General features: G+C 65.2%; 21 protein-coding genes. 10 read left to right on the forward strand and 11 right to left on the reverse strand.

Going from position 1 to position 21,869, the window contains the following annotated elements; all coding sequences use genetic code 11:
- Positions 1–98 precede the first annotated feature (98 nt).
- From AB0O87_RS01920 to AB0O87_RS01960, 9 genes are all read right to left on the reverse strand, one after another.
- Positions 99–1,727, reverse strand: a complete 1,629-nt coding sequence (locus tag AB0O87_RS01920) for an ABC transporter ATP-binding protein (RefSeq protein ID WP_363511205.1) — start codon at positions 1,725–1,727, stop codon at positions 99–101.
- Complete coding sequence (locus tag AB0O87_RS01925) at positions 1,724–2,845, reverse strand: serine hydrolase domain-containing protein (RefSeq protein WP_363511207.1); 1,122 nt, start codon at positions 2,843–2,845, stop codon at positions 1,724–1,726. Before AB0O87_RS01925 ends, AB0O87_RS01920 begins: the two co-directional genes overlap by 4 nt.
- The gene (locus tag AB0O87_RS01930) at positions 2,842–4,023 is read right to left on the reverse strand and encodes an enolase C-terminal domain-like protein (protein ID WP_363511209.1); all 1,182 of its coding nucleotides are present in this window, start codon (positions 4,021–4,023) and stop codon (positions 2,842–2,844) included. The genes AB0O87_RS01925 and AB0O87_RS01930 overlap by 4 nt, the downstream gene beginning before the upstream one ends.
- Positions 4,020–4,523, reverse strand: coding sequence for a GNAT family N-acetyltransferase (locus AB0O87_RS01935; RefSeq protein ID WP_363511211.1), 504 nt, complete (start codon positions 4,521–4,523; stop codon positions 4,020–4,022). Before AB0O87_RS01935 ends, AB0O87_RS01930 begins: the two co-directional genes overlap by 4 nt.
- Positions 4,520–5,710, reverse strand: coding sequence for an anhydro-N-acetylmuramic acid kinase (locus AB0O87_RS01940; protein WP_363511213.1), 1,191 nt, complete (start codon positions 5,708–5,710; stop codon positions 4,520–4,522). Before AB0O87_RS01940 ends, AB0O87_RS01935 begins: the two co-directional genes overlap by 4 nt.
- Complete coding sequence (murQ, locus tag AB0O87_RS01945; protein WP_363511215.1) at positions 5,710–6,615, reverse strand: N-acetylmuramic acid 6-phosphate etherase; 906 nt, start codon at positions 6,613–6,615, stop codon at positions 5,710–5,712. Before murQ ends, AB0O87_RS01940 begins: the two co-directional genes overlap by 1 nt.
- Complete coding sequence (locus AB0O87_RS01950) at positions 6,612–7,499, reverse strand: ABC transporter permease (RefSeq protein ID WP_363511217.1); 888 nt, start codon at positions 7,497–7,499, stop codon at positions 6,612–6,614. The genes murQ and AB0O87_RS01950 overlap by 4 nt, the downstream gene beginning before the upstream one ends.
- On the reverse strand, positions 7,496–8,467 hold the full coding sequence (locus AB0O87_RS01955; protein ID WP_363511219.1) for an ABC transporter permease: 972 nt from the start codon (positions 8,465–8,467) through the stop codon (positions 7,496–7,498). Before AB0O87_RS01955 ends, AB0O87_RS01950 begins: the two co-directional genes overlap by 4 nt.
- A gap of 78 nt (positions 8,468–8,545) precedes the next feature.
- Positions 8,546–10,093 carry an ABC transporter substrate-binding protein gene (locus AB0O87_RS01960; protein WP_363511221.1) on the reverse strand — a complete coding sequence of 516 codons (1,548 nt, stop codon included), beginning with the start codon at positions 10,091–10,093 and terminating at the stop codon, positions 8,546–8,548.
- A 168-nt stretch (positions 10,094–10,261) separates the two neighbouring features.
- Here AB0O87_RS01960 and AB0O87_RS01965 point away from each other — a divergent pair, with 168 nt between their 5' ends.
- From AB0O87_RS01965 to AB0O87_RS01975, 3 genes are all read left to right on the forward strand, one after another.
- Positions 10,262–11,164, forward strand: coding sequence for a MurR/RpiR family transcriptional regulator (locus tag AB0O87_RS01965; protein WP_363511223.1), 903 nt, complete (start codon positions 10,262–10,264; stop codon positions 11,162–11,164).
- Positions 11,161–12,315 (forward strand): MFS transporter, encoded by a 1,155-nt coding sequence (locus tag AB0O87_RS01970; RefSeq protein WP_363511225.1) that lies wholly within the window; start codon positions 11,161–11,163, stop codon positions 12,313–12,315. The genes AB0O87_RS01965 and AB0O87_RS01970 overlap by 4 nt, the downstream gene beginning before the upstream one ends.
- A 115-nt stretch (positions 12,316–12,430) precedes the next feature.
- Positions 12,431–12,754, forward strand: coding sequence for a hypothetical protein (locus tag AB0O87_RS01975; RefSeq protein WP_363511227.1), 324 nt, complete (start codon positions 12,431–12,433; stop codon positions 12,752–12,754).
- An 81-nt stretch (positions 12,755–12,835) separates the two neighbouring features.
- Here the strand turns inward: AB0O87_RS01975 and AB0O87_RS01980 are convergent, their stop codons facing one another.
- Together AB0O87_RS01980 and pyrE are read right to left on the reverse strand one after the other, a co-directional pair.
- Positions 12,836–13,738: an ROK family protein gene (locus tag AB0O87_RS01980; RefSeq protein ID WP_363511229.1), complete on the reverse strand. Its 903-nt coding sequence runs from the start codon at positions 13,736–13,738 to the stop codon at positions 12,836–12,838.
- Positions 13,735–14,295, reverse strand: a complete 561-nt coding sequence (pyrE, locus tag AB0O87_RS01985; protein WP_363511231.1) for an orotate phosphoribosyltransferase — start codon at positions 14,293–14,295, stop codon at positions 13,735–13,737. Before pyrE ends, AB0O87_RS01980 begins: the two co-directional genes overlap by 4 nt.
- A gap of 179 nt (positions 14,296–14,474) precedes the next feature.
- On the opposite strand from pyrE, the gene AB0O87_RS01990 reads away from it, so the two are divergent.
- From AB0O87_RS01990 to AB0O87_RS02020, 7 genes are all read left to right on the forward strand, one after another.
- Positions 14,475–15,320 (forward strand): exodeoxyribonuclease III, encoded by an 846-nt coding sequence (locus AB0O87_RS01990; protein WP_363511233.1) that lies wholly within the window; start codon positions 14,475–14,477, stop codon positions 15,318–15,320.
- A 132-nt stretch (positions 15,321–15,452) separates the two neighbouring features.
- On the forward strand, positions 15,453–16,265 hold the full coding sequence (locus AB0O87_RS01995; RefSeq protein WP_363511235.1) for a Cof-type HAD-IIB family hydrolase: 813 nt from the start codon (positions 15,453–15,455) through the stop codon (positions 16,263–16,265).
- 59 nt (positions 16,266–16,324) lie between these two features.
- Complete coding sequence (locus AB0O87_RS02000) at positions 16,325–17,626, forward strand: histidine kinase (RefSeq protein ID WP_363511237.1); 1,302 nt, start codon at positions 16,325–16,327, stop codon at positions 17,624–17,626.
- Positions 17,623–18,309, forward strand: coding sequence for a response regulator transcription factor (locus AB0O87_RS02005; RefSeq protein ID WP_363511239.1), 687 nt, complete (start codon positions 17,623–17,625; stop codon positions 18,307–18,309). The genes AB0O87_RS02000 and AB0O87_RS02005 overlap by 4 nt, the downstream gene beginning before the upstream one ends.
- 38 nt (positions 18,310–18,347) lie before the next feature.
- Complete coding sequence (locus AB0O87_RS02010) at positions 18,348–19,514, forward strand: benzoate/H(+) symporter BenE family transporter (protein WP_363511241.1); 1,167 nt, start codon at positions 18,348–18,350, stop codon at positions 19,512–19,514.
- A 207-nt stretch (positions 19,515–19,721) separates the two neighbouring features.
- On the forward strand, positions 19,722–20,618 hold the full coding sequence (locus AB0O87_RS02015) for an ATP-binding cassette domain-containing protein (protein WP_363511243.1): 897 nt from the start codon (positions 19,722–19,724) through the stop codon (positions 20,616–20,618).
- Positions 20,619–20,752: 134 nt separating this feature from the next.
- Positions 20,753–21,826 (forward strand): ABC transporter permease, encoded by a 1,074-nt coding sequence (locus tag AB0O87_RS02020; protein WP_363512869.1) that lies wholly within the window; start codon positions 20,753–20,755, stop codon positions 21,824–21,826.
- Positions 21,827–21,869: the final 43 nt, after the last annotated feature.

Genomic DNA, 21,869 nt, shown 5'->3' on the forward strand with positions numbered 1-21,869 from the left:
ATGTCGGGTGATCGTACGGATGTCGGCCAATTTCGTGCATTTTCGGCCGATCCGGAGGCAAACTCCCGACAAGTGTGCAGCCGCAGCCGGGTGCGGGGTTAGGTGGCGAGGGATGCGCCGGGGATCGCGGCGAGCAGCTCGCGGGTGTACGGGTGTTGCGGGGCATCGAAGATGCGCTCCGGTGTGCCGCTTTCCACCACGACGCCGCGCTGCATAACGTGCACTTCGTCGGAGATCATCCGCACGACGGCCAGGTCGTGACTGATGAACAGGTAGCTGAGGCCGAGGCGGCGCTGCAGGTCGGCGAGTAGATCGAGGATCTGCGCCTGCACCAGCACATCCAGCGCGGAGACAGCTTCGTCGAGCACCACAAGCTCGGGCTCCAGCGCGAGCGCACGGGCAATTGCCACGCGCTGCCGCTGTCCACCGGAGAGTTCGTGCGGCAGGCGCTCTGCCATCGCGGCGGGCAGTGCTACCTGCTCCAACAGCTCCAGCACCCGCGAGTGACGGGTAGCCGCCGTGCCGATGCGGTGCACGCTCAGAGGCTCAGCGATCGACTGCTCCACGGTGTAGCGCGGGTCGAGCGAGGCATACGGGTTCTGGAACACCGGCTGCACACGGCGACGCAGGGCGAAAAGCTCTTTGCGGCGGAGGGCCGTCAGGTCCAGTCCGTCAAACAGAATCGAGCCGGACGTGGCGTCTTCGAGTCCGAGCACCATGTTCGCGGTGGTCGACTTGCCTGATCCGGACTCCCCCACAATCGACACAGTGGTGCCGCGGCGGATCTCGAAGCTCACCCCGTCAACAGCAGTGAATGTCTGCGGCTCGCCTGCTTTGGGCGCCCGGAGGTCGAATTCCTTGCGCAGGTCGCGAATCTCGACGAACGGCGTCCCTGTGGCGGCCTCCCGCTGCGGAACCGCGTTGCGGCGCGAGGCGAGGCTCGGAGCTGCGGCAAGCAACTGCTTCGTGTATTCGTGCTGCGGGTTGCCGAGCACCTGCTCTGACGTGCCCTCCTCGACGACCTTTCCGCGGAACATCACGACGATCCGGTCGGCACGCTCCGCGGCGAGCGCAAGGTCGTGTGTGATGAGGAACACGGCGGTGCCCAGCTCACCGGTAAGCGTGTCGAGCTGATCGAGAATCCGACGCTGCACTGTCACATCGAGAGCCGAGGTGGGCTCATCGGCGATCAGCAGGCGGGGCTTGCAGGCGAGCCCCATGGCGATGAGCACGCGCTGGCGCATGCCGCCGGAGAACTCGTGCGGGTACTGCCGCACGCGCTGCGCCGCATCTGCGATGCCCACCATCTCCAACAGCTCAACGACGCGGGTCTTGGTGGCATCGCCACTCGTGTGCCCGTGCACTTCGAGCGCCTCGCCGATCTGCTCGCCGACGCGCATCAGCGGGTTGAGGTTCGACATCGGATCCTGCGGAACAAGACCAATGCCGGCACCGCGGAGCGAGATCATGGCGCTCTCTGGCAGATCGGTCAGTTCGCGCCCATCAAAGCGGATGCTGCCAGCCGTGATCGAGCCATTCTCTGGCAGCAGGCGGTTGACGGCGGCGGCTGTGGTCGACTTGCCTGAACCGGACTCCCCCACCACAGCGACGGTCTCGCCGGCGGCGATGTCGATGTTGATGTCGCTGATCGCGGTGACCAGCTCGGAGCCGGTCTGGAAGGCGACGGCGAGGCCGGTGATGCTCAGCACGGGCTCGGTGGTGCTCATGGTGTTCTCGTTCTTTCGGTGTCGCGGAAAATGATCTGGTCGTCCAGGAGGGCGGGGAGCGCCGTGTGCCACAGCGTCTCTGTCGTGGCGGGCTCTGCGGCAAAAAGTCGGTTACTCAGCAGCACCACAGCGGCACCAGGTGTAGACGCCGTCTCAGGGATGACGCCGAGGGCGCAGCCGGTGTAGCCGGGGTGCCACAGCATCCTCGTCTCGAGGCCACCCATCAGCGCGGTACGACTGCGCCAGCCGAGCGCCTGGCCCTGATCTGGGCCGTCGCGGAACAGCTCGGCCACGAGTTGCGGATGCCACAGCTCGGGGTGCCGGTCGGGAGTAGCAAGAGCCATTCCGAGGGTCAGGAGATCGTCTGCGGTGCTGAACACACCCGCGTGACCGGCGACTCCGCCATACGCATGAAAACAGTTGCCGTCGTTGACGACGCCGTTGATCTCGCCTTCCCTCCACGCAAAATCGGCGGGGTCAGTGACGGGGATCAGGATCGGGTACGGCTCACCGGTCGCGACCATTCGACGCTCGGCGGCGTCACCGATGGCCGACGAAGCCACGGGGGTGACCGCAGGACCATATCCGGTGCGGTCGAGGCCGAGCGGGGCGGTCACGAGCTCGCGCACCGCATCGTCCAACGGGAGTCCTGTAACGACCGAAACGATGCGTCCAAGCAGCATGAAGCCCAGGTCGGAGTAGTGATGAGCTTCGTCGAGCCCGTAGCGCAACGGGAGGGCATCCGCCGCATCCGCCGCGTCTGTGTGCGCACGATCCAGGTAGAGCGGCTGCCACTCCCACAGCCCTGCTCGGTGGTGCAGCAGGTGACGCACTGTTGTCTCGGGCGCACAGTGTGTGCGCGGTAGAAAACGGTCAACGTGGTCTTCGAACCTCAGCTCGCCGCGGCTTACCAGGCGCAGGATCGCGGTAGTGGTCGCGGCGACTTTCGACACCGATGCGATGTCGAAGGCGGTAGCCGTGGTCACGGGTGTACCCAAAAGGTCAGCCGAGCCGCCAGCAGAAATATCGCGCCCTGCCGCAGTGGCCACACCGGCGACCGCTCCGCGCGGGGCGGATGAGCCGGCGAGCACGGCTGCGACGGCTTCAGCGGCGGTCATGCGGGCACCCCCACACGAAAAGACACATCGAGGAGAAGATCGGCCTCTGCGTCAGCGGAGATCCCCGTTACCCCGATCCCGTGGCCCGCATTGAGCGCGAGAGCGTCGCCCATGAGCGACATCCCGCCGGTTACCGGAGAGCTTCGCAGCCAAGACGCGGCATCGAGGTCGTGCACTGTTTCGGGAGCAATGGCCGCGGCCAGGTGCGCAGCAGCACTCACGCCCACGTGCGACTCCATCATGCAGCCGATCACGATGCCCAGCCCTGCTGTGCGGGCAGCATCGGCTGTCGCGAGGGCTTCGGCGAGCCCGCCTGTTTTCGCGAGCTTGATATTCACCAGCGTCGCCGCACCGCGTTCGGCGATCCGCCGCACATCCCGAGCCGTGCGCACCGACTCATCCGCCATGATCGGCGTATCGACAGCGGCCGTCACGGCGGCGAGCGCGGCGAGATCATGGGCGGCGACCGGCTGTTCCACGAACTCCAACCCGAGGCCCGCGTCTTCGGCTGCGCGGATCACGCCGATAGCTTCTGCCGCAGTCCAGGCCTGGTTTGCGTCTACTCGCAGCACGATTTCTGGACCGACGGCTGCCCGCAGCGCGCGAAGACCTGCGATGGTGTCGTGGGTCGCTGCGGCTTTGAGTTTGAGGCATCCGAACCCTCGCGCCACGTACTCGGTCGCGCGCTTCGCGAGTTCGGCCGGCTCAGCGACAGAGAGTGTCATGTCGGTGCGGATGCGCGACGGGGTGCTGGCCAGCCGCCCGGAAACACTCGCCACATCAGTCGCTACATCACTCACGACCAGGGTCGCCGCCAGCGGAAGTCCCCGCTGCTGTGCAGCAAGATCGGCGGCAGCGCACTCGACCGCGCTGCGCGCGGCAGCGTTACCCCACACCGACGGGGCAATTCGTGCGGCAAGGTCGGTGTCTGTGGCTGGATGGCCGAGCACAATCTCTGCCAGCGGCCCGGCGACGGCAGCCGCCACACTCTCGGGGCTCTCACCGGTGACGCGCCAGCTGGTGGCGGCTTCGCCGTATCCGCGGCGTCCTTCGGCATCGGTCACCTCGACGAGCACGACATCGAGGTGGGTGGCGCGCCGCACTGCGGTGACAAAAGGGCGCAGTAGAGGAGACGGCACCCGAAGCACGCGGATGCGCTGGATTGCCCCGGCGCTCATGACCACTCCTTACGCATGCGCTGTTCCGGCTCACCAAACTCCGGCTGCGTGCGCGTCGCACCGTCTGGATGCCAGCCCTTCGCCTCGTAGAAGCCGATCGACGGCTGGTTCGCGGAGAACACCCAAAGGGTGGCCGCCTCTGCCCCCGCCTCACGCAGGTCATCCGCCGCGCGGGTGAGGAGTGCTCCACCAATCCCGCCGCCGTGGGCGCGCGGGGAGACGTAAAGGGAGTGCACTGCGCCGGCGGTGCGGTCAGCATCTGTCTGCGTTACCGCGTACCGGGTCATCCCGACGATCGCGCCTTCGCGTTCTGCCACCAGCACGACACCATCGACGGCGGCGAGCACTCGGCGCCACAGCGCTTCTGCCCGCTCGTCAGTCATCGCATCAATGGAGGCATCGGGGAGGATCCCTCGATAGCTCTCCCGCCAGCAGGCGAGGAACACGTCGAGCACCCCGGACAGGTCGTCCGGGGTGGCGCGGCGCACCTGCAGGGTCACGATGCCGAGGCCTCCGTGAGCGCGAGGGAGTTGATAGCGGTGATCGGTTCCGGCATCTGCAGCGGGCCGACACCCGGCGTGATGGTGCCGAGAATGCGCGGCTCGCGTGCTCCGGTACCGCCGGGGACGATGGCGGGAACCCCATGCATCGTCGACCATCCGATGAGCGCGAGAAGGATCGCTTCCTTGCTGTCGGCGGCGGCGCCCAGTTCGTCGGCGAGCACCACCTCGGTCGTCGGCAGGGCGGCGCGGAGTCCATCCAGCAGCAACGGATTACGGCAGCCGCCACCCGAGACCGCGAGAAAGCCGATACCGGCGGCCTCAACGTCGCGTGCCACCGTGCGCACCGTCAGTTCAGTGAGCGTGCGCACGACATCGGCTACCGGAATCTCCCGCCCCTGTGCGGCAAGGTGCTCGTGCACATAGCCCAGGTGGAAGTGCTCTTTTCCGGTGCTCTTGGGCGGCTGAAGCGCGTAGTACGCATCGTCGAGCAGGGCTGCCAGCAGCGCCTCATCAATCTGACCCGTGCGCGCAATCGCTGCGTCGTCGTCGTAACCGAGGGGGTTCAGCCCGTGCTCCACAATCACCGCATCGACCAGCGCGTTGGCCGGGCCGATGTCGTAGGCCACCAGGCCATCCGGCCGCACCACTGTCATGTTTGAGATGCCGCCCAGGTTGAGGGCCGCAGAGACTCCCGCGCGCGAACGCAACAAAAGCTCGTCAAGGAAGGAGACCAGCGGAGCGCCGTGGCCGCCGACAGTGATATCGCGGATGCGGATGTCTGACACGACCGGAGCGCCGACCTTCTCGGCGATCCAGGCTGGCTGTCCAATCTGCAGGGTGCCGAGCGCCTGTGCTCCATCTACCCAGTGGTAGACGGTCTGGCCGTGCGAGCAGACAGCATCGACGCCGCCGACCTCGGCAGCGATATCGGCGGCAACCTCGGCGAAAGCCTGGCCGATGAGGGTGTCGAGTTCGCACACCTCGGCGAGGGTCGTCTGGGCGGGGGGAAGCGCCGCGACCAGCCGTGCGCGCAGCTCTGGCGAGTACGGCACGCTCGTTGCAGCGAGCACGGTGCCGTGCAGATCGACGCCGCACGCGGTGAACCCGCCGCTGGTAGCGAAGTCGACGACTGCCGCATCAATCCCATCGTGCGATGTGCCAGAAATCAGTCCAAGAACGCGCATCAGTTGCCTTCCAGTGCGGTGCGCAACCGGCCGCCGGTCGCAGCGAGTCGAGCGGTGGCTGCGGCGAGGTCATCGCCGCGGCGGATCATGATCGAGGCGAGCTTCACGTCGTAGGCGCACGTTTCCAGCGCCTGCACCGCCGCCTCGCGGTCGACATCGGCGATGGTCTGCACCATGCGAATGGCACGCTCGCGCAGCTTGTGGTTCGTCGCCTTCACGTCAACCATCAGGTTGCCGTATGCCTTGCCGTTTCGCACCATCGAGATGGTGGAGAACATGTTGAGCACCAGCTTCTGGGCTGTCCCCGACTTGAGGCGTGTGGAGCCGGAGAGCACCTCTGGACCGACCTCAACTTCGATGCCATGATCGGCGGCTGCACTAAGAACGGTGCCGCTGTTGCACGACAGACCGACCGTGAGTGCGCCGCGTTCCCGCGCACGAGTCACAGCGGCGACAACATAGGGAGTGCGTCCACTGGAGGCGATCCCGATCACGGTATCGAGCGGACCAATTTCTGAGGCATCGATGGCGGCCGCCCCCGCCTCCGCGTCGTCTTCTGCGCCTTCGACGGGGTTCACAATCGCGCGGGGTCCCCCTGCCATGATCGCAAACACCATCTCCGGCGGAGTGCTGAAAGTGGGTGGGCATTCTGAGGCGTCAAGCACGCCGATGCGTCCTGGGGTTCCCGCGCCGACATAGACCAAACGGCCCCCCTGGGCCATGCGCTCAGCGGTCCCCTCGATTGCCGGCACGATCTGTCCCATGGCGCGCGCGACAGCAGCGGGCACGCTGGCATCTGCCTCGTTCATCGTCTGGGCGAGTTCTGCGACGCTCATCAGATCGAGTTCGGCGTAACGCGGGTCGCTCGCCTCGGTGGCGAGTCCGCCGAGATCTTCCGTGGTCATCGCTTTCCTCTGTTTCTCGGGTCGAGGCTGTCGCGAAGTCCGTCGCCGAGCAGGTTCAGTCCGACCACCAGCAGCACCACGATCACACCGGGCGCAATCATCGTCCACGGGGCAATGGTCACCAGCGTGCGCGCTTCGAAGATCATCGATCCGAGCGAGGGCGCAGGCGGCGGGGTGCCGAGTCCGAGGAAGCTCAGCGATGCCTCGGTGAGCACCGCCCACGACAGCGAAAGCGTGACCTGCACGATGATGATCGAGGTGATGTTCGGCAACACGTGCCGGAACATCGTCGCCATCCGGCTCTGTCCGGTGCTCTTGGCTGCCTTGACGTATTCCACTTCGCGCAGCGACAGCACAGGGCCACGGGTTACGCGAATAAAAATCGGGACGTAGACGATGGCGATGGCCACGGCAATCGTGAACCAGTTGCGATCGAACACCGATGCCAGCGACAGCGCGAGCAGCAGCGGAGGAAAGGCAAACAGCACGTTCGTGACGGCGGAAATCGCACTGTCGGAGAAACCGCGATAGAACCCGGCGATCAGGCCACAGAGCGTGCCAACGACGGTAGCGAAGGCGACAGCGACAACAGAGATCAGCGCCGAGTTCGCCACACCGGCAGCGACCCGAGAGAACACATCGCGTCCGAACTGATCTGTGCCGAACCAGTGCACAGCCGACGGACCCTGTAGGCGAGAGGGAGGATCCTGCGCCAGCGGGTCATATGGCAGCAAGCCGAACGCCGAGACCATGCTGAGAATGGCGAGCAGCACCACGATGATCAGCCCAGCGAGACCGCTGCGGCTGCGCAGCAGCAGCCGCAGGCGCTCCTGGTTGCGTCCACCGCCTGGGGTGAGGGTCGGTGTTTGAGAGATGGCGGTCATGCGGCACGCACCCGAGGATCGATGACCCGGTACAGCAGGTCGGTGAGCAGGTTGACGATCACGAAGGCCAGCGCGATCACGAGCACGGTGCTCTGCACGAGCGCGTATTCCTTCTGTTGGATGCCGAGCAGCACCTGGCGCCCGATGCCGGGGAGCGACGAGATCTGCTCCACCACCACGGCACCGCCGAGAAGGTATCCGAACTGCAAGCCTGTCATCGTGACGATGGGCACCAGCGCATTGCCGAGCACGTGACGCACCTGCAAGCGGCGAGGAGGAACACCCTTCGCGCGGGCGGTGCGGATGAAGTCGTTGGCGCGAATCTCCAGCACCGCTGTGCGAGTGGTGCGCATGATGGGCGCGGCGATACCGAAGCCCAACACGATCGACGGCAGCAACATCTGCTGGAGGTTCAAGAGGGGGTCTTCAAACAGCGTGGCGTACCCCTGTCCGTTCGGGTTGAACCCGAATGACGAGGCAAGGATCGCCAGCAACGCGGTCCCCAACAGGAACGCGGGGATGGAAAGACCCGCAAGTCCGACGACCTGACCGAAACCATCGCGGATCGAGTCGGGCTTCGACGCGGAGAGCATGCCGAGAGGGATACCGATCGCGAGGGCGATCACGATCGAGAAGATCGCGAGTTCAAACGTCACCGGAAGCGCGGCGGCGGTGAGATCGAGAACACTCGTCTGAGCCCGCGCAGAAAAGCCGAGGTTTCCCGTGAAGATGTTGCCCAACCACGAGAAGAACTGCACGATGAGCGGCTGGTCCAGCCCGTAGTACGACTCCAGTGCCGCGCGCTGCGCAGGCGTCAGTGCGGCCGCCTCTGTGCCGAGATTGGAGCTGATCTGGTCGCCAGGAATGGCGCGCAGCATCAGGAACACGAAAATGGCGACGCCAAAAAGCGTGCCGAGGGCGGCGAGAATGCGTCGCAGCACGCTATTACGGAGAATCTGTCTGAACATGCGAGTGTGTGGTGCCTGTCGTCGGGGCCTGTCTGGGGCGAATGTGGGGGCGCGGCCGTACCGCGCCCCCACATTCGGCTACTTGAGGGAAGTGGTGCGCAGGTACTGCAGCGCGCCGTTCGCCATCGGAACGAAACCGTCGACGTTCGATGCCGTTGCGGTGTAGGAGTAGCTGGTGAACAGCCAGATCCACGCGGCATTGTCTTCGAGGTTCTCGGAGACCTGGGCGTAGATTTCCTTGCGCTTCTCCGCGTCAGCCGTCTCGCGACCCTCGGCGAACAGAGCGTCGAGCTCAGGCGAGGAGTAGCCGGCGACCTGGTTCAGGTTTCCGGTGCTGGTGAAGTAACGTCCGTACATGCCGTCTGGGTCGGGGCGACCGCCGTTCAGCGCGACGGCAGCATCGAAGTCAGCCGCAATCCAGCGGTCAACGAATGCACCGGACTCGAGAACCTCGAGCTCAAGGGTGATGTTCGCTTCGGCGAGCTGCGCCTTCAGGCTCTGCGCTTCGTTGACCGAGGTGGCGTACTCGCCCTGCGAGACGATGGTGTTGACGGTGACGCCGTCTTCCTTGCCCGCCTTCTTGAGGTACTCAGCGGCCTTGTCGAGATCGCGCTCTGGGCACGGACGTGCGTCTGGATCCGACTTGTACGCAGGAGACGTGATGGGGCCGGTGACTTCACCTTCGCCGAGAGCTGCCGTGTCGAGCACTTCCTGGCGGTCGATGGCGCACTGCATAGCAAGGCGCACGTTGACGTCGGTCAGATCGCCGCGCGTGGCATTCAGCTGCAGGGCGTGGTAGCTCAGCTGCGGGGTGGTGGCGACCTCAACGTTGGCACCCTCAGCGGTCTGGGCCACCAGCGGGTCGTTGAAGACGGCGAGCTGCACGTTGCCGGACTGCATCGCAGAGACAATCGACGACTCGTCGGGGATCACGCGGAACTCAACAGTGTCGAGCAGCGCCGTGTCGCCCCAGTAGTCCTCGTTCTTGGCGAGCGTGATCGACTGGCTTGCGGTGCGGTCCTCAAGGATGAACGCGCCGGTGCCATTCGGGGTGGCGTTGAGAGCTTCCTCCGTGTCGTCAGAGGAGAGCATCGCCATGTTGATCACGGCGAGGTTCGCGGGAAGTGCCGCGTCCGGTGCGCTCAGCGTGAGGGTGACGGTGTTCTCATCCGTCGCCTCGACCGCGGTGACAGAGGCGAGGGAGGAACTGGCAACCGCCGCGGTCTCTTCGGCGGCGATCGCGTCGAGCGAGTACTTGACGTCTTCGGATCCGAAGGTGCTGCCGTCGGCGAAGGTGACGCCTTCACGCAGGGTGAAGGTCACGGTGAGGCCGTCTTCGGAGACCTCCCACGACTCGGCGAGGCCGGGGACGACGTTGAGTTCTTCGTCGAATTCGGTCAGCGTGCCGTACAGGTTCTGCAGCACGTTGACGGCCTGGAACTGCGTCGCCTTCCACGGGAAAAGGGTGTCTGGATCGCTGGTGACGCCGATGACAAGATCGCCGCCCGCTGTGCCTTCCGACGAATCGGAGTCGGACGCGGGGGCGGAACATCCGGTAACCACGAGCGCCAAAGCGACACCCGTGGCGGTGAGAGCGCCGAATGACGCTCGCCGTGCTGTGCTCATTACAGATTCCTCCTGGCTGGGACCGCATTGCCCTGGTGCAGGTTCAGGCGGTGCTGCCTGATCGCCCTGTGAACATCGTCGGTCGGGTAAGTACCAAAAGTACATGAAACCCACTTCAGATGTAACAGAAGTTCCCTTACTGTTATGGGACACCGATCGGAGACCGTCATGATCAATGAAGCCGTCCGCGACGAAGCAGGCGCACACCCCGTGCTCGTTCGCATGCGGGCCATCCGCCCCGAACTACGGCCAAGCGAACAACGCATCGCCGATCTGTTTCTCACCGACCCCGCGCGCACGGCCGGACTCTCCGTCGCCGAGCTCGCCCAGCGTTGCGACACCTCGACCACCTCGGTCGTGCGGTTCTGCAAACGGCTCGGCTACGAACACGTGCGCGAACTCCGCAACCACGTCTTGCGCGATGTCGAGCGCGAAACCTTCGACACCGCCGCGTTTCCGGACGTATCCGGAGACATCGACCGCAACGACACCCTCGCAGACATCGTGGCGAAGGTGTCGCTCGCCGAGACCCTCTCCCTCGCCGACACCGCCAAGGTGCTCGACACCGAATCATTGCGGGCATCGGTAGACGCAATTACCTCCTCGACCAGAGTCGACATCTTCGGTGTCGGCGCGAGCTCGATCGTCGGCCTCGACCTACAGCGCAAGCTCACCCGTATTGGGCGCACCGCGCTGGAGTGGTCAGACCCGCACGCCGCCTGGACATCGGCGGCCACTCTCGGACCGGGCAACGTGGCGATTGCGGTGTCACACAGCGGCGCAACCACCGACACCATCGAGTTTTTGTTGCTCGCCCGCAAGGCCGGGGCGACCACCATCGCGATCACGAACCATGCCGGAGCGCCGCTGGCCGGGCAAGCCGACATCGTCCTCACCACGGCAGCGCGCGAGACCGGCTTCCGCTCTGGTGCACTGGGGAGCCGCATCGCGCAGCTGATGGTGGTCGACTGCATCTTTATCGGTGTCGCCCAGTCGAACTACGACCGCTCAATGGAGGCACTGCGCGACACCTTCGCCGCCGTGCACCACGTGCGGGCGGGCGGGGCGTGACACCCCGAAGCGCACGTACCGGGCTGTTTGCCACTTTTGCCAGTCTGGGGGTCACTGCGGCGTTCGTTCCCGCGATGCTCCCCGCCGCACAACAGACGATCGGCACCGAACTCAGCGTGGCAGTGCCTGCGCTCTTTGCGGGGTTGCTCATCGGGGTGCTGGCTTCTGGCCCGCTTTTGATGCGCACCAACGCTCGCATCACACTGATGCTCGGCAGCGGACTCCAGGCCGCGGCCATCGTCGCCGGAGCTTTTGCCAGCACTCCGGCGATGTTTATCGCGGCGGCAGCCATCGCCGGATTCGGGTTTGGGCTGGTCGAGGCGTCTGGCTCCGTTGCCGCGAAGTCGATGGCCGTCGGCAGCGCAACCGGGCTGCTCAGCGCACTTCTCGGCACGGTCGCCGTCTGTGCCGCCGTGACCCCACTTCTCGTTGCCGCGGGGGTAGGGGCACGTCCGGCGCTCAGCCTTCTCGCTGCCGTTCCCGTCGTTGCCGTCGTCTTGTTGGCCGCGAGTCGCCCCACGGCGTTCGGCTCGGCGGCTGGCTCGGGAGTGCCGCCCCATCGTGACGTCGGCGGGCTGAGGATTCTGTTGCCGTTCGCCGTGGCATTGCCACTCTACGTCGGCGTAGAAACAGTACTTTCCGGTTGGTCGGCGGTGATTCCCGAGCGGCTCCTCGCCCTTGATCCCGGCGTTGCAGCACTGGGCACCTCGGCATTTTGGACACTGATGGCCGTCGGTCGCTTTGGCGCAGCTGCGCTGCGGCGTCTCGCCACCCCTCCCCTCGTGATCCTCGCTGTGAGCACGAGCGTGGCCGCCGTGTTGATGGCGGCCACGGGGTTGCTCGTGGGAACTGCTCCCGTGTGGGCGCTCGTCGCGCTGGCTGTCGTTGTGGTGCTTCTGGCCCCGAGCTACGGGCTCATTTTGGGACTCGCTCTTGACCGTCTCGACACCGCTCGCAGCGCCGCAGTGACCGGAGCGCTCGTCGCCTGCGGTGCCGTCGGCGGCACATTCGTGCCCACGCTGGTGCTTTTGGTCGGGCACGACCCGGCATCCCGCGCCACATTCCTTGTGTCAGCAACACTGTGCGCCATGGTGCCGGTGCTGATGCTGATTGCCGCGCGGATGCCACGCCAGATAGCGCCGCACAGCTGACATCCTCTCCACTACTTCAAGTGCGAAAAACATCTCCACAGATGCCGTGGCACCGGGGGCAACCGAGCGAGAAGCGGCGTAACGTCATTTCCCTACCCACCAGCAAAGAGTGCACGTGTCTACCGAGGTCGTCGCGATTATCGTCAGCGCGATCGGCATCGTGCTCACCCTCGGCTCGAGCTTCGTCGCCGCCGGAGCATGGATAGTCCGCCGCATCGACCGACTCGACGAGAAGCTCAGCACCAGGATTGACACAGTCGACGAGAAGCTCGGCGCGCGGATTGACGCTGTCGATGTGAAACTCGGCGCGCGGATTGACGCCGTCGACGAAAAGCTCAGCGCGCGGATCGATGGGGTCGCACGTGACGTCGCCGACCTCAAAGTCTCCGTCGCCCGACTCGAAGGTCCGCCGCGTCATCTCCTCACGGCGAACCGTTGAGCCTTTGTGGCGTTGAAGCGTTGAAGCGTTGAAGCGTTGAAGCGTTGAAGCGTCGAAGCGTTGAAGCGTTGTGAAGAAGAGTCAGCGCAAGACGAGCGCCGCGGCACCAATCAGCGGACCCTCATCGCCCAGGCCAGAGCGCACTACGCGAGTGCGGCGGGAGTATTCGTGCACCGCGCTCGCGGTGAGCGCCTGCTGCACGAGGTCGATGTAATCGGGAGACACTCGCGAGAATCCGCCACCGATCGCCACAACATCCAGGTCGACGAGCGTTGCAGCATCAGCCAGCGCCTCCCCCACCTCGCGGGCCGAACGCTCAATCGCCGCCCGTGCGGTGGTGTCACCCGCATCGGCGTCTCGCGCAAGATCCTCACCTGTGGCACCGGTCCACCCCTGCTGCTGAGCCCATGCCGCACTTGCCGGACCAGAAGCGATTTCTTCGAGAGTCAGGCCGCCTTCTCGACGCATCTGACCAAGGTGCCCTGCGTTACCGGTTGCGCCGGAGAGGTAGGCCCCATTCGCCACAAACCCGCCGCCGACTCCGGTAGAGACAACGATCGACAACGAGGCGCGAGCACCCTGTGTTGCGCCGAGCCATGATTCAGCGAGCGCGAGCGCGCCCCCGTCATGTCCCAGAGTGGTGGGCACATCGCGTCCGAGAACGGCGGATGCCGCCTCGCGCACCGACGCTTCCAGACCGAACCCCAGGGCGAGCGGCATATTGACCGGCATGATCGCGCCGATCGTCCGGTCGACGGGGCCAGCACTACCGATCCCGGCACCCACAACCTCAGCCCCCGCAGGCAAAGCAGCGAGCGCGTGCTCGACGATCGCCACCACTGCGGCGTTCAACGAGTCGAGAGTGGCTTCGCGGCCAGTGCCCTGCCGACTACGGCTACCCACAACGAGCAGACCATCTTCCGCGACGAGCGCGGCCTCCATCTTCGTACCGCCGACATCGACGGCGAGCGCGTAGCGGGTCACTGCGGGTCAAGTCCGAGGTCGTTGAGGTCGAAGGCTGCTCGCCATTCCAGTCCCTCAGCTTCGATCGCGGCCTGCGCGCCGGTCTTGCGGTCTACGATCACCGCAACAGCGACGATCTCGGCGCCCTCTTTGCGCAGCGCCTCCACTGCCTTCAGCGCCGACTGCCCTGTGGTCGACGTGTCTTCCAACACCACGACGCGCTTGCCCTTCACGTCGGCACCCTCGATCTGACGACCGCGACCGTGATCCTTCGGCTCTTTGCGCACAACGAAGGCATCAAGCGGACGCTCGGCTGCAACAGAGGCATGCAGCACAGAGTTCGCGATCGGGTCGGCGCCGAGCGTGAGCCCGCCGACGGCGACGATGTCGAGGTCGCCGATCAGGTCGAGCATGATGCGGCCGATGGCGGGGGCGGCACGGTGATCCAGCGTGAGCTTGCGCATGTCGACGTAGTACGTCGCCTTCTTGCCGCTAGAGAGCGTGAAGTCACCGTGGAACACCGCCTCATCTTTAATGAGGTCGAGAAGTGTCTGGCGGTCTACGTCGAGTGCGGTCACGACATCCAGTTTAGAAGGCAGCGCACCCCGCACATGCATGATGATTTTCCGGATGCCGGAGCAGGTGCCCTGCCGGGCCCCTGCAGCTGTCGAGGAGTCATGCAGGTGGAGTCATGCAGGCGGAGGCAGGGTGGGGGCAGGGTGGGGGCGATGGGGGATGCCGCAAGTAGGCTGGGCGTATGCGCTTGGCCACCTGGAACGTCAACTCCATCCGCACCCGCGTCACCCGCACCGTCGAGTTCGCCGTCCGAGAAGACATCGACGTGCTGGCGATGCAGGAGATCAAGTGCAAGCCGGAGCAATTCCCCTACGGCCCGTTCGAAGAGGCCGGATATCACGTCGAAGTTCACGGGCTGAATCAGTGGAACGGCGTCGCGATCGCGAGCCGGCTGCCGATCACCGATGTGCGCACGTCGTTCGACGAGATGCCGGGCTTCGCAAAGGGACACGAAGGCCCTGACGCTCCGCTCGAAGCTCGCGCGCTCGGGGTGATGGTCGACGGTGTGCGGGTGTGGAGCCTGTATGTCCCGAACGGACGCTCGCTTGAAGACCCCCATTACGCCTACAAACTGCGCTGGCTCGAGGCCCTAAAAAACTCCACCGCAGCTGAGCTCGCGGCGAATCCTGAGTTGCCACTGGCGCTGGTGGGCGACTTCAACATCATCCCGTTCGACGTGGACAACGGAGACCCCGACATCGTGATCGGTCGGTCAACCCACGTCTCACCGCAAGAGCGCGACGCATTCTTCGCGTTCCAAGATGCTGGCGTCACCGACGTGGTGCGCCCGCTGATCCCCGAGGGCTTTACCTATTGGGACTATCAGCGCCTGAAGTTTCCCCGCAATGAGGGTGTTCGCATCGACTTTGTGCTCGGCTCGCGCACACTCGCCGAAGCCGTGACCGGCGCGTCTATCCACCGCGACGAGCGCAAGGGCGAACAGCCAAGCGATCACGTTCCCGTGGTGGTTGACGTGGATTTCGGCGGCGCTGAGGATGACGACGACATGCCGATGATCTTCTCCTGACCCTTCGACAAGCTCAGGGACCCGGCGGAATCGGTTGCTGAGCCTGTCGAAGCACCCGCCGAGCCAAGCTCAGGGACCGCGCGGAATCGGTTGCTGAGCCTGTCGAAGCACCCGCCGAGAAAAGGACGCACGATGCGAGGACCACGACTGATCGCCACCGATCTCGACGGCACGCTGCTCAACTCGGCATCGGCTGTCACCGCACGCACCCGCGCGGCTCTGGATGCGGCCAGGGCGCGCGGCATCCACGTTGTTCCGGTCACCGCGCGCCAGCCGATCGGTTTGCGCACCATCGCCGCCGACGCAAAGTTTGACGACTGGGCGCTCTGCAGCAACGGCGCGTACGCCGTACACCTTCGTGACGCACGGATGCTGTTCGCCGAAGAGCTCCCTCCCGCGACCATCCAAGCTCTCGCCGAGGCTCTGCGCGCGAGTATCCCCGGGCTACTGTTCGCTAGCGTGCGGGATGCCGGAGAAACGTTCGTCGCCCAGCACGGGTACGCCGATATTGCCGACCTCGCCGACCACAAACGCGATCCGAAGACAATGGGCGGCGTGCCGTTGGAGCAGGTGCTTGCTGCCCCCAGCCTCAAATTCGTCATTCGGCACCCCGAGCTCGCCCCCGCAGCACTATTCGACACGGTGCGCTCCCTCGGCCTCACCGGCTTCGAAGCCACTCTTTCTGGGGCCCCTTTTGTAGAAGTCATGGCCGAAGGCGTCACCAAGGCCACGGGCCTTGCCCGCCTGTGCGAACATCTGCACATTGAGCGGGCGGATGTCGTCGCGTTTGGTGACGCACTCAACGATGTCGAGATGCTGCGGTGGGCTGGATTGGGCATCGCCATGGCCGACGCGGAATCGGTGGTGCAGGACGCGGCGAACGAAACCACGGCATCAAGCGACGACGACGGTGTCGCACAGGTGATCGAGCGACTGCTCGACTGACGCCGCGATCCGCCCCACGGGGGATACCGAGACGCGCCGCCCCGCCCTACGGTGGAGGGATGGCCGCAGAACTGCTCACCCGCACACCAACCGATCGCGAGCTTCGCGCCGACGTGTTGCTCGCCGTCGTGATGTTTGTCGGGGCGGTGCTGAGCGCAGGGTTGTCCTCGATGGCCGAGATTTACGGCGAGGATCAGGCCCCGCTCTGGTGGGCCGTCGTCTACGCCGTCGTCGCCACGGTTCCGCTCGCCTTCCGCCGTTGTTGGCCAGGAACGGTCGCGATCGTCGTCGCCCTGGCGTACTTCACCGCGGTGACGGCTCGCGTCCCCGAGATATACGTCGGCAACATCGCGATGTTCATCAGTCTCTACACAGTCGGGGCGTGGATGAATGATCGCCGCCGCGCGCTTATTGTGCGCGTCGCGATCATTGTGGGCATGTTCATCTGGCTTCTGATTACGGCGTACCGCGACGTGATTGACGAGGCCGACCAGGCCGAAGTCGTTGCTGGCGCGATGTCGCCGTACCTGGCTTTTATGCTCATTCAGATCTTGCTGAACGTGCTCTATTTCGGTGGCGCGTACTACTTCGGCGAGCGCTCGTGGGCCGCCGCTGAGCAGCTGGCCGCGCTCGAAGAACGCACCGTAGAGCTGGAGCGCGAGCGCGAGGTGACCTCGGCGCAGGCCGTGGCGCTTGACCGTGTGCGCATCGCCAGAGAGTTGCATGATGTGGTGGCTCACCACGTGTCAGTGATGGGCGTGCAGGCGGGTGCGGCCCGACTCGTTCTCGACCGTGATCCCGCGCAATCCGCACGCATTCTCACAGGCATCGAAGACTCCGCGCGCGATGCGATTCACGAGCTTCGGCAGTTGCTAGAGACTCTGCGCGCCCCGGGAGGGGAGACGATGGATTCCGCATCGATCCTCACCCTCGACGACATTGCCGAACTTGTCGATGCGTCGATCGAGGCGGGTTTACCCACGGGCTACGTCGTGATCGGAGAGCCGGCCGCCGTGCCTTCGCTCGTCGCCGTGAACCTCTACCGGATCACCCAAGAGTCCCTGACGAACGCGCGGCGCCATGCGGGCCCAGGCGCGACGGCCGACGTACGCGTGCGCTACGACGACCAGGGCGTTGAGGTCGAGATCGTGAACACGGGACACACTGTCGGTCAGGTGCGTCCAGGCCTCGGACAACTCGGAATGCGCGAGCGAGCCGCCGCCTCTGGTGGCACCATCGAGGTCGCCGCTCGGCCTCTCGGAGGCATGCGGGTGCGTGCACGCGTGCCGCTGTCTGCATCCGACCCCGTATCCGCATCCGTATCCGACCCCGTATCCGCCGAATCGAGTGTGACGCGATGAGCGATCCGATCCGCGTGCTCCTCGTCGACGATCACGCGCTGTTGCGTGCGGGCTTCCGCACAATTCTCGATACGCAACCAGACATCACGGTGGTGGGCGAGGCAGCATCGGGAGCAGAGGCGGTGGCGTTGGCGTCTACCCTCCACCCCGACGTCATCACGATGGATGTACAGATGCCAGACATGGACGGCATCGAAGCGACCCGGCGCATCGTCGCCGATCCCACAGTCAGCGCGGCCATCGCGATCGTCACCACCTTCGACCAAGATGACTACCTGTTCAGGGCATTGGATGCGGGGGCCAGCGGCTTTTTACTCAAGAACGCCGGCGCCGAAGACCTGATCTCTGCCGTGCGCGCGCTTGCGGCTGGCGACGGAATCCTCGCCCCCGAAGTGACCCGCCGAGTGGTCGCACGTTTCGCCGCTAACCCCGCCCCGTTGCCGACGGAAACCCCGGTCGCGCGCGTTGCGGTGCCGAAGGTGACGCTCACCGATCCACTCACCGAGCGCGAGGCTGAAGTGTTGGCGCTGCTTGCGGATGCGCAAAGCAATGCCGAGATCGCAAAGGCGCTGTTTATCGGCGAAGCCACCGTAAAGACCCACGTCTCCCGGGTGTTGCAGAAGCTGGGAGCGCGCGATCGCGTGCAGGCCGTGGTGCTCGCGCACCGTTTCGGACTCGCCTAGGCACAGCAGGTTCCGCGTCCCGCGATAGCCTCAGACCCATGGCAGGATCCGCTCCCCTCTCACGCCCGATCTTGGCGGGGGTGGTGACGGCGCTCGTCGGATTCACGAGTTCATTCGCCGTCGTGCTCACCGGGCTGGATGCCGTCGGGGCAAACGCGGCACAGGCGGCGAGTGGCCTCCTCGCGGTCAGCCTCACGATGGGCCTTGCCTGTGTCGTACTGGCTTGGCGATATCGCATGCCAATCACCGTCGCCTGGTCGACCCCTGGCGCCGCCCTGCTCGTGGCGACCGGCACGGTTGAGGGCGGATGGCCCGCAGCCGTCGGTGCCTTCCTGGTGACAGCCGTACTCATTTTGTTCACGGCTCTCTGGCCCGCACTTGGCACCCTGATCGCCCGCATCCCGCCTTCCATCGCACAGGCGATGCTCGCCGGGGTGTTGTTGCCGCTGTGTCTCGCCCCGATCACCGGGATGGTCGCGAATCCGTGGGGTGTGGTTCCCGTGGTGCTCACGTGGCTCGTGTGTGCGCGTTTTGCGCCGAGGTGGGCCGTGCCACTTGCCTTTGTCGCGGCGACGGTGGTTGTCACTGTTTCGTTGATCGGCGATGGCGGAAAGTTCTCCCCCGGACGACTACTGCCGCAGCTGGAGTTCACCGCCCCCACCTTCACTATTGGCGCGGTGATCGGGCTCGCGCTTCCCCTTTTCATCGTGACGATGGCTTCACAAAACGTGCCGGGAATCGCGATTATGCGCAGCTTCGGTTACGAAGTGCCGTGGCGCCCCGCGATGTTCGTCACCGGGGTCGGCACAGCACTCGGCGCTACTGCTGGCGGTCACGCCATCAACCTCGCGGCGATTAGCGCCGCGCTCGCGGCATCGCCCGATGCAGATCCCGATCCGAAGCGGCGGTGGGTGGCTGGAGTATCAACAGGGGTGTCGTACCTGGTGCTCGGCGCTTCTTCTGCCGCCTTCGCCACCCTGGTCGTGCTCGCACCGACCGCCGTGATCCCGGCCGTTGCTGGCCTCGCACTTTTCGCCGCCTTCGGATCGTCCGTGCAACAGGCGATCCAAGATCCCCACGAGCGCCTCCCCGCGGTCGTGACATTTCTGGTCGCCGCATCCGGAATCGCCGTCTTCGGCGTCAGCGCCGCGTTCTGGGCCCTCGTCGCCGGACTCCTCATCCGCACCACCCTCCACCCCCGCTGACCCCCAGCTCCCCCCATCTCTCGGCGAGTGCACGGGATCGCGGCGAGTGCACGGGCAGCTCACGTGAGTAGTCCGTGCACTCGGCAACCGGCCGTGCACTCGGCGACTCTGAGAGGGGGTCAGCCGGAGGGGGGATGAGGGGGGATGAGGGGGGAAGTCCGCCGGAGGGGGGACGAAGTGAGAAGGGTGGATGTCTAGCGTGGAGGCATGACGACAGGAAAGCTCCAACTCTCCGGCATCACCAAGAGCTACGGCTCTCGGTTGGTGCTCGACGACGTGTCCTTCACGGTCACCCCTGGGCGGTTGACCGGTTTTGTCGGCGGCAACGGCGCGGGCAAGACCACCACCATGCGGATTGTGCTTGGCCTGCTGTCCTCCGACGGCGGCAACGTTGAGCTCGACGGTGCACCGCTCTCGGCCGAAGACCGTCGCCGCTTCGGATACATGCCCGAAGAACGCGGCCTCTACCCGAAGATGAAAGTGCTTGAGCAGATTGTCTATCTGGCCCGCCTGCACGGCTTCGACAAGCAGAAAGCGACCGAAAGGGCGACCGATCTGCTCACCGAACTCGGGCTCGGGGAGCGCCTCAACGACACGATCGAGTCGCTGTCGCTCGGCAACCAGCAACGCGCGCAGATCGCCGCGTCGCTCGTGCACGATCCGAAAGTACTGATCCTCGACGAGCCGTTCTCTGGACTCGACCCGCTCGCTGTCGACGTGGTCGCTGGCGTGTTGCAGGCGAGCGCCGCCAAGGGCGCATCAATTCTGTTCTCATCCCATCAGCTCGATGTGGTCGAACGGCTGTGCGACGACCTTGTCATCCTGGCCGGAGGCGTAATCCGCGCCTCCGGGTCACGCGAAGGACTGCGCTCCCAGCATGCCAACAACCGCTACGAACTGGTCTCCACCGGAGACGCCGGCTGGCTACGCACCGAACCAGGCGTCACCGTCGTCGACTTCGAAGGCGGCTATGCGCTCTTCGATGCAGACGAACCAGAGACAGCCCAACGCGTGTTGAAATCTGCGGTGCAGCGCGGCGACGTGGCCAGCTTCACCCCCAAGCATCCCTCTCTCGCACAGATCTTCAAGGAGGTCATCCAGTGAGCACTTCGACAGGCTCAGCGCCCCAAAACGGGCCAGGGCACCAGGGCATCAACGGCGCAGAGCGCCAGGGCACCAACCGGGCAGAGCACCACGGCACCAACGGCGCAGGACACCAGGGCAAAAACGGGGCAGGGATGCTGAAGGCTTCGAACGGTGTCTGGCTCGTGGCCGAGCGGGAGATTGGTTCGAAGCTCCGCAGCAAGACGTTCATGATCTCCAGCGGCATCCTGTTACTGCTCACCCTTGCAGGTGTCTTGTTCGCCGGTTTCCAAAGCGCGAACACCGACGCCACACCCATCGCAGCGACAGCCGAAACGGCATCCGCGGTATCTGAGATCCCCGATGTCGACGTAACCACGGTCACCGACCAGGCCGAAGCAGAAGACCTCGTGCGAGATGGAACGGTCGACGCTGCCGTTCTCGCAGACGAGGGAGTTGCGGGGTACACGGTCATTGCACTGGAAGACGCCCCCAGCTTCCTCATTCAGGCGCTCTCACTGCAGCCAGACGTGGTCATCCTCGAACCAATGACGACCAATCCACTGCTCCGGTTCATCGTCGCGATCGCTTTTGGTGCGGTATTCATGATCGCCGCAGCAACCTTCGGTGGAACGATCGCGCAGAGTGTCGTGGAAGAGAAACAAACTCGTGTGATTGAAGTGCTTCTTTCGGCGATTCCTGCGCGCACGATTCTGGCAGGGAAGGTTCTCGGCAACACCGTACTCGCGATTGGCCAGATCCTCGCCCTCGCGGCGGTAGCCACGGTCGGGCTGATGGTCACCGGCCAGCGCGAGGTGCTCAACACACTCGGTGCGCCCATCATCTGGTTTGCGGTGTTCTTCCTGTTCGGCTTCATTCTGCTGGCAGCGATGTTCGCCGCCGCGGCGTCGATGGTGTCTCGTCAGGAAGACATCGGCTCCACAACCACCCCCATCACAATGCTGATCATGGCGCCGTACATGCTCGTCATCTTCTTCAACGACAACCCGCTGGTGTTGACGATCATGTCGTACGTACCGTTCTCGGCTCCTGTGGGCATGCCGATGCGTCTCTTCGTCGGCGAGGCACAGTGGTGGGAGCCGCTGCTGAGCCTCGTCATCCTGCTCGTGACCTGCGCGGCCGCGATCATCATCGGGGCGAAAATCTACGAGAACTCCCTCCTGCGGATGGGCTCGCGCGTCAAGCTCTCCGAAGCTCTCCGAAGCTAGCCCCCCACTCCCACATCCTCCCCCCCCCCCCGAGACCCCGCCT

The sequence above is a fragment of the Microbacterium sp. NPDC076768 genome (assembly GCF_040687205.1).
Classification (GTDB): domain Bacteria; phylum Actinomycetota; class Actinomycetes; order Actinomycetales; family Microbacteriaceae; genus Microbacterium.

Coding starts and splice junctions, on each gene's coding strand:
- AB0O87_RS01940 (WP_363511213.1), bottom strand. CDS start 5,710: ATGCGCGTTCTTGGACTGATTTCTGGCACATCGCACGATGGGATTGAT.
- AB0O87_RS02005 (WP_363511239.1), top strand. CDS start 17,623: ATGAGCGATCCGATCCGCGTGCTCCTCGTCGACGATCACGCGCTGTTG.
- AB0O87_RS01930 (WP_363511209.1), bottom strand. CDS start 4,023: ATGAGCGCCGGGGCAATCCAGCGCATCCGCGTGCTTCGGGTGCCGTCT.
- murQ (WP_363511215.1), bottom strand. CDS start 6,615: ATGACCACGGAAGATCTCGGCGGACTCGCCACCGAGGCGAGCGACCCG.
- AB0O87_RS01960 (WP_363511221.1), bottom strand. CDS start 10,093: ATGAGCACAGCACGGCGAGCGTCATTCGGCGCTCTCACCGCCACGGGT.
- AB0O87_RS01990 (WP_363511233.1), top strand. CDS start 14,475: ATGCGCTTGGCCACCTGGAACGTCAACTCCATCCGCACCCGCGTCACC.
- AB0O87_RS01920 (WP_363511205.1), bottom strand. CDS start 1,727: ATGAGCACCACCGAGCCCGTGCTGAGCATCACCGGCCTCGCCGTCGCC.
- AB0O87_RS01925 (WP_363511207.1), bottom strand. CDS start 2,845: ATGACCGCCGCTGAAGCCGTCGCAGCCGTGCTCGCCGGCTCATCCGCC.
- AB0O87_RS02000 (WP_363511237.1), top strand. CDS start 16,325: ATGGCCGCAGAACTGCTCACCCGCACACCAACCGATCGCGAGCTTCGC.
- AB0O87_RS01950 (WP_363511217.1), bottom strand. CDS start 7,499: ATGACCGCCATCTCTCAAACACCGACCCTCACCCCAGGCGGTGGACGC.
- AB0O87_RS02020 (WP_363512869.1), top strand. CDS start 20,753: ATGCTGAAGGCTTCGAACGGTGTCTGGCTCGTGGCCGAGCGGGAGATT.
- AB0O87_RS01955 (WP_363511219.1), bottom strand. CDS start 8,467: ATGTTCAGACAGATTCTCCGTAATAGCGTGCTGCGACGCATTCTCGCC.
- AB0O87_RS01995 (WP_363511235.1), top strand. CDS start 15,453: ATGCGAGGACCACGACTGATCGCCACCGATCTCGACGGCACGCTGCTC.
- AB0O87_RS02015 (WP_363511243.1), top strand. CDS start 19,722: ATGACGACAGGAAAGCTCCAACTCTCCGGCATCACCAAGAGCTACGGC.
- AB0O87_RS01965 (WP_363511223.1), top strand. CDS start 10,262: ATGATCAATGAAGCCGTCCGCGACGAAGCAGGCGCACACCCCGTGCTC.
- AB0O87_RS02010 (WP_363511241.1), top strand. CDS start 18,348: ATGGCAGGATCCGCTCCCCTCTCACGCCCGATCTTGGCGGGGGTGGTG.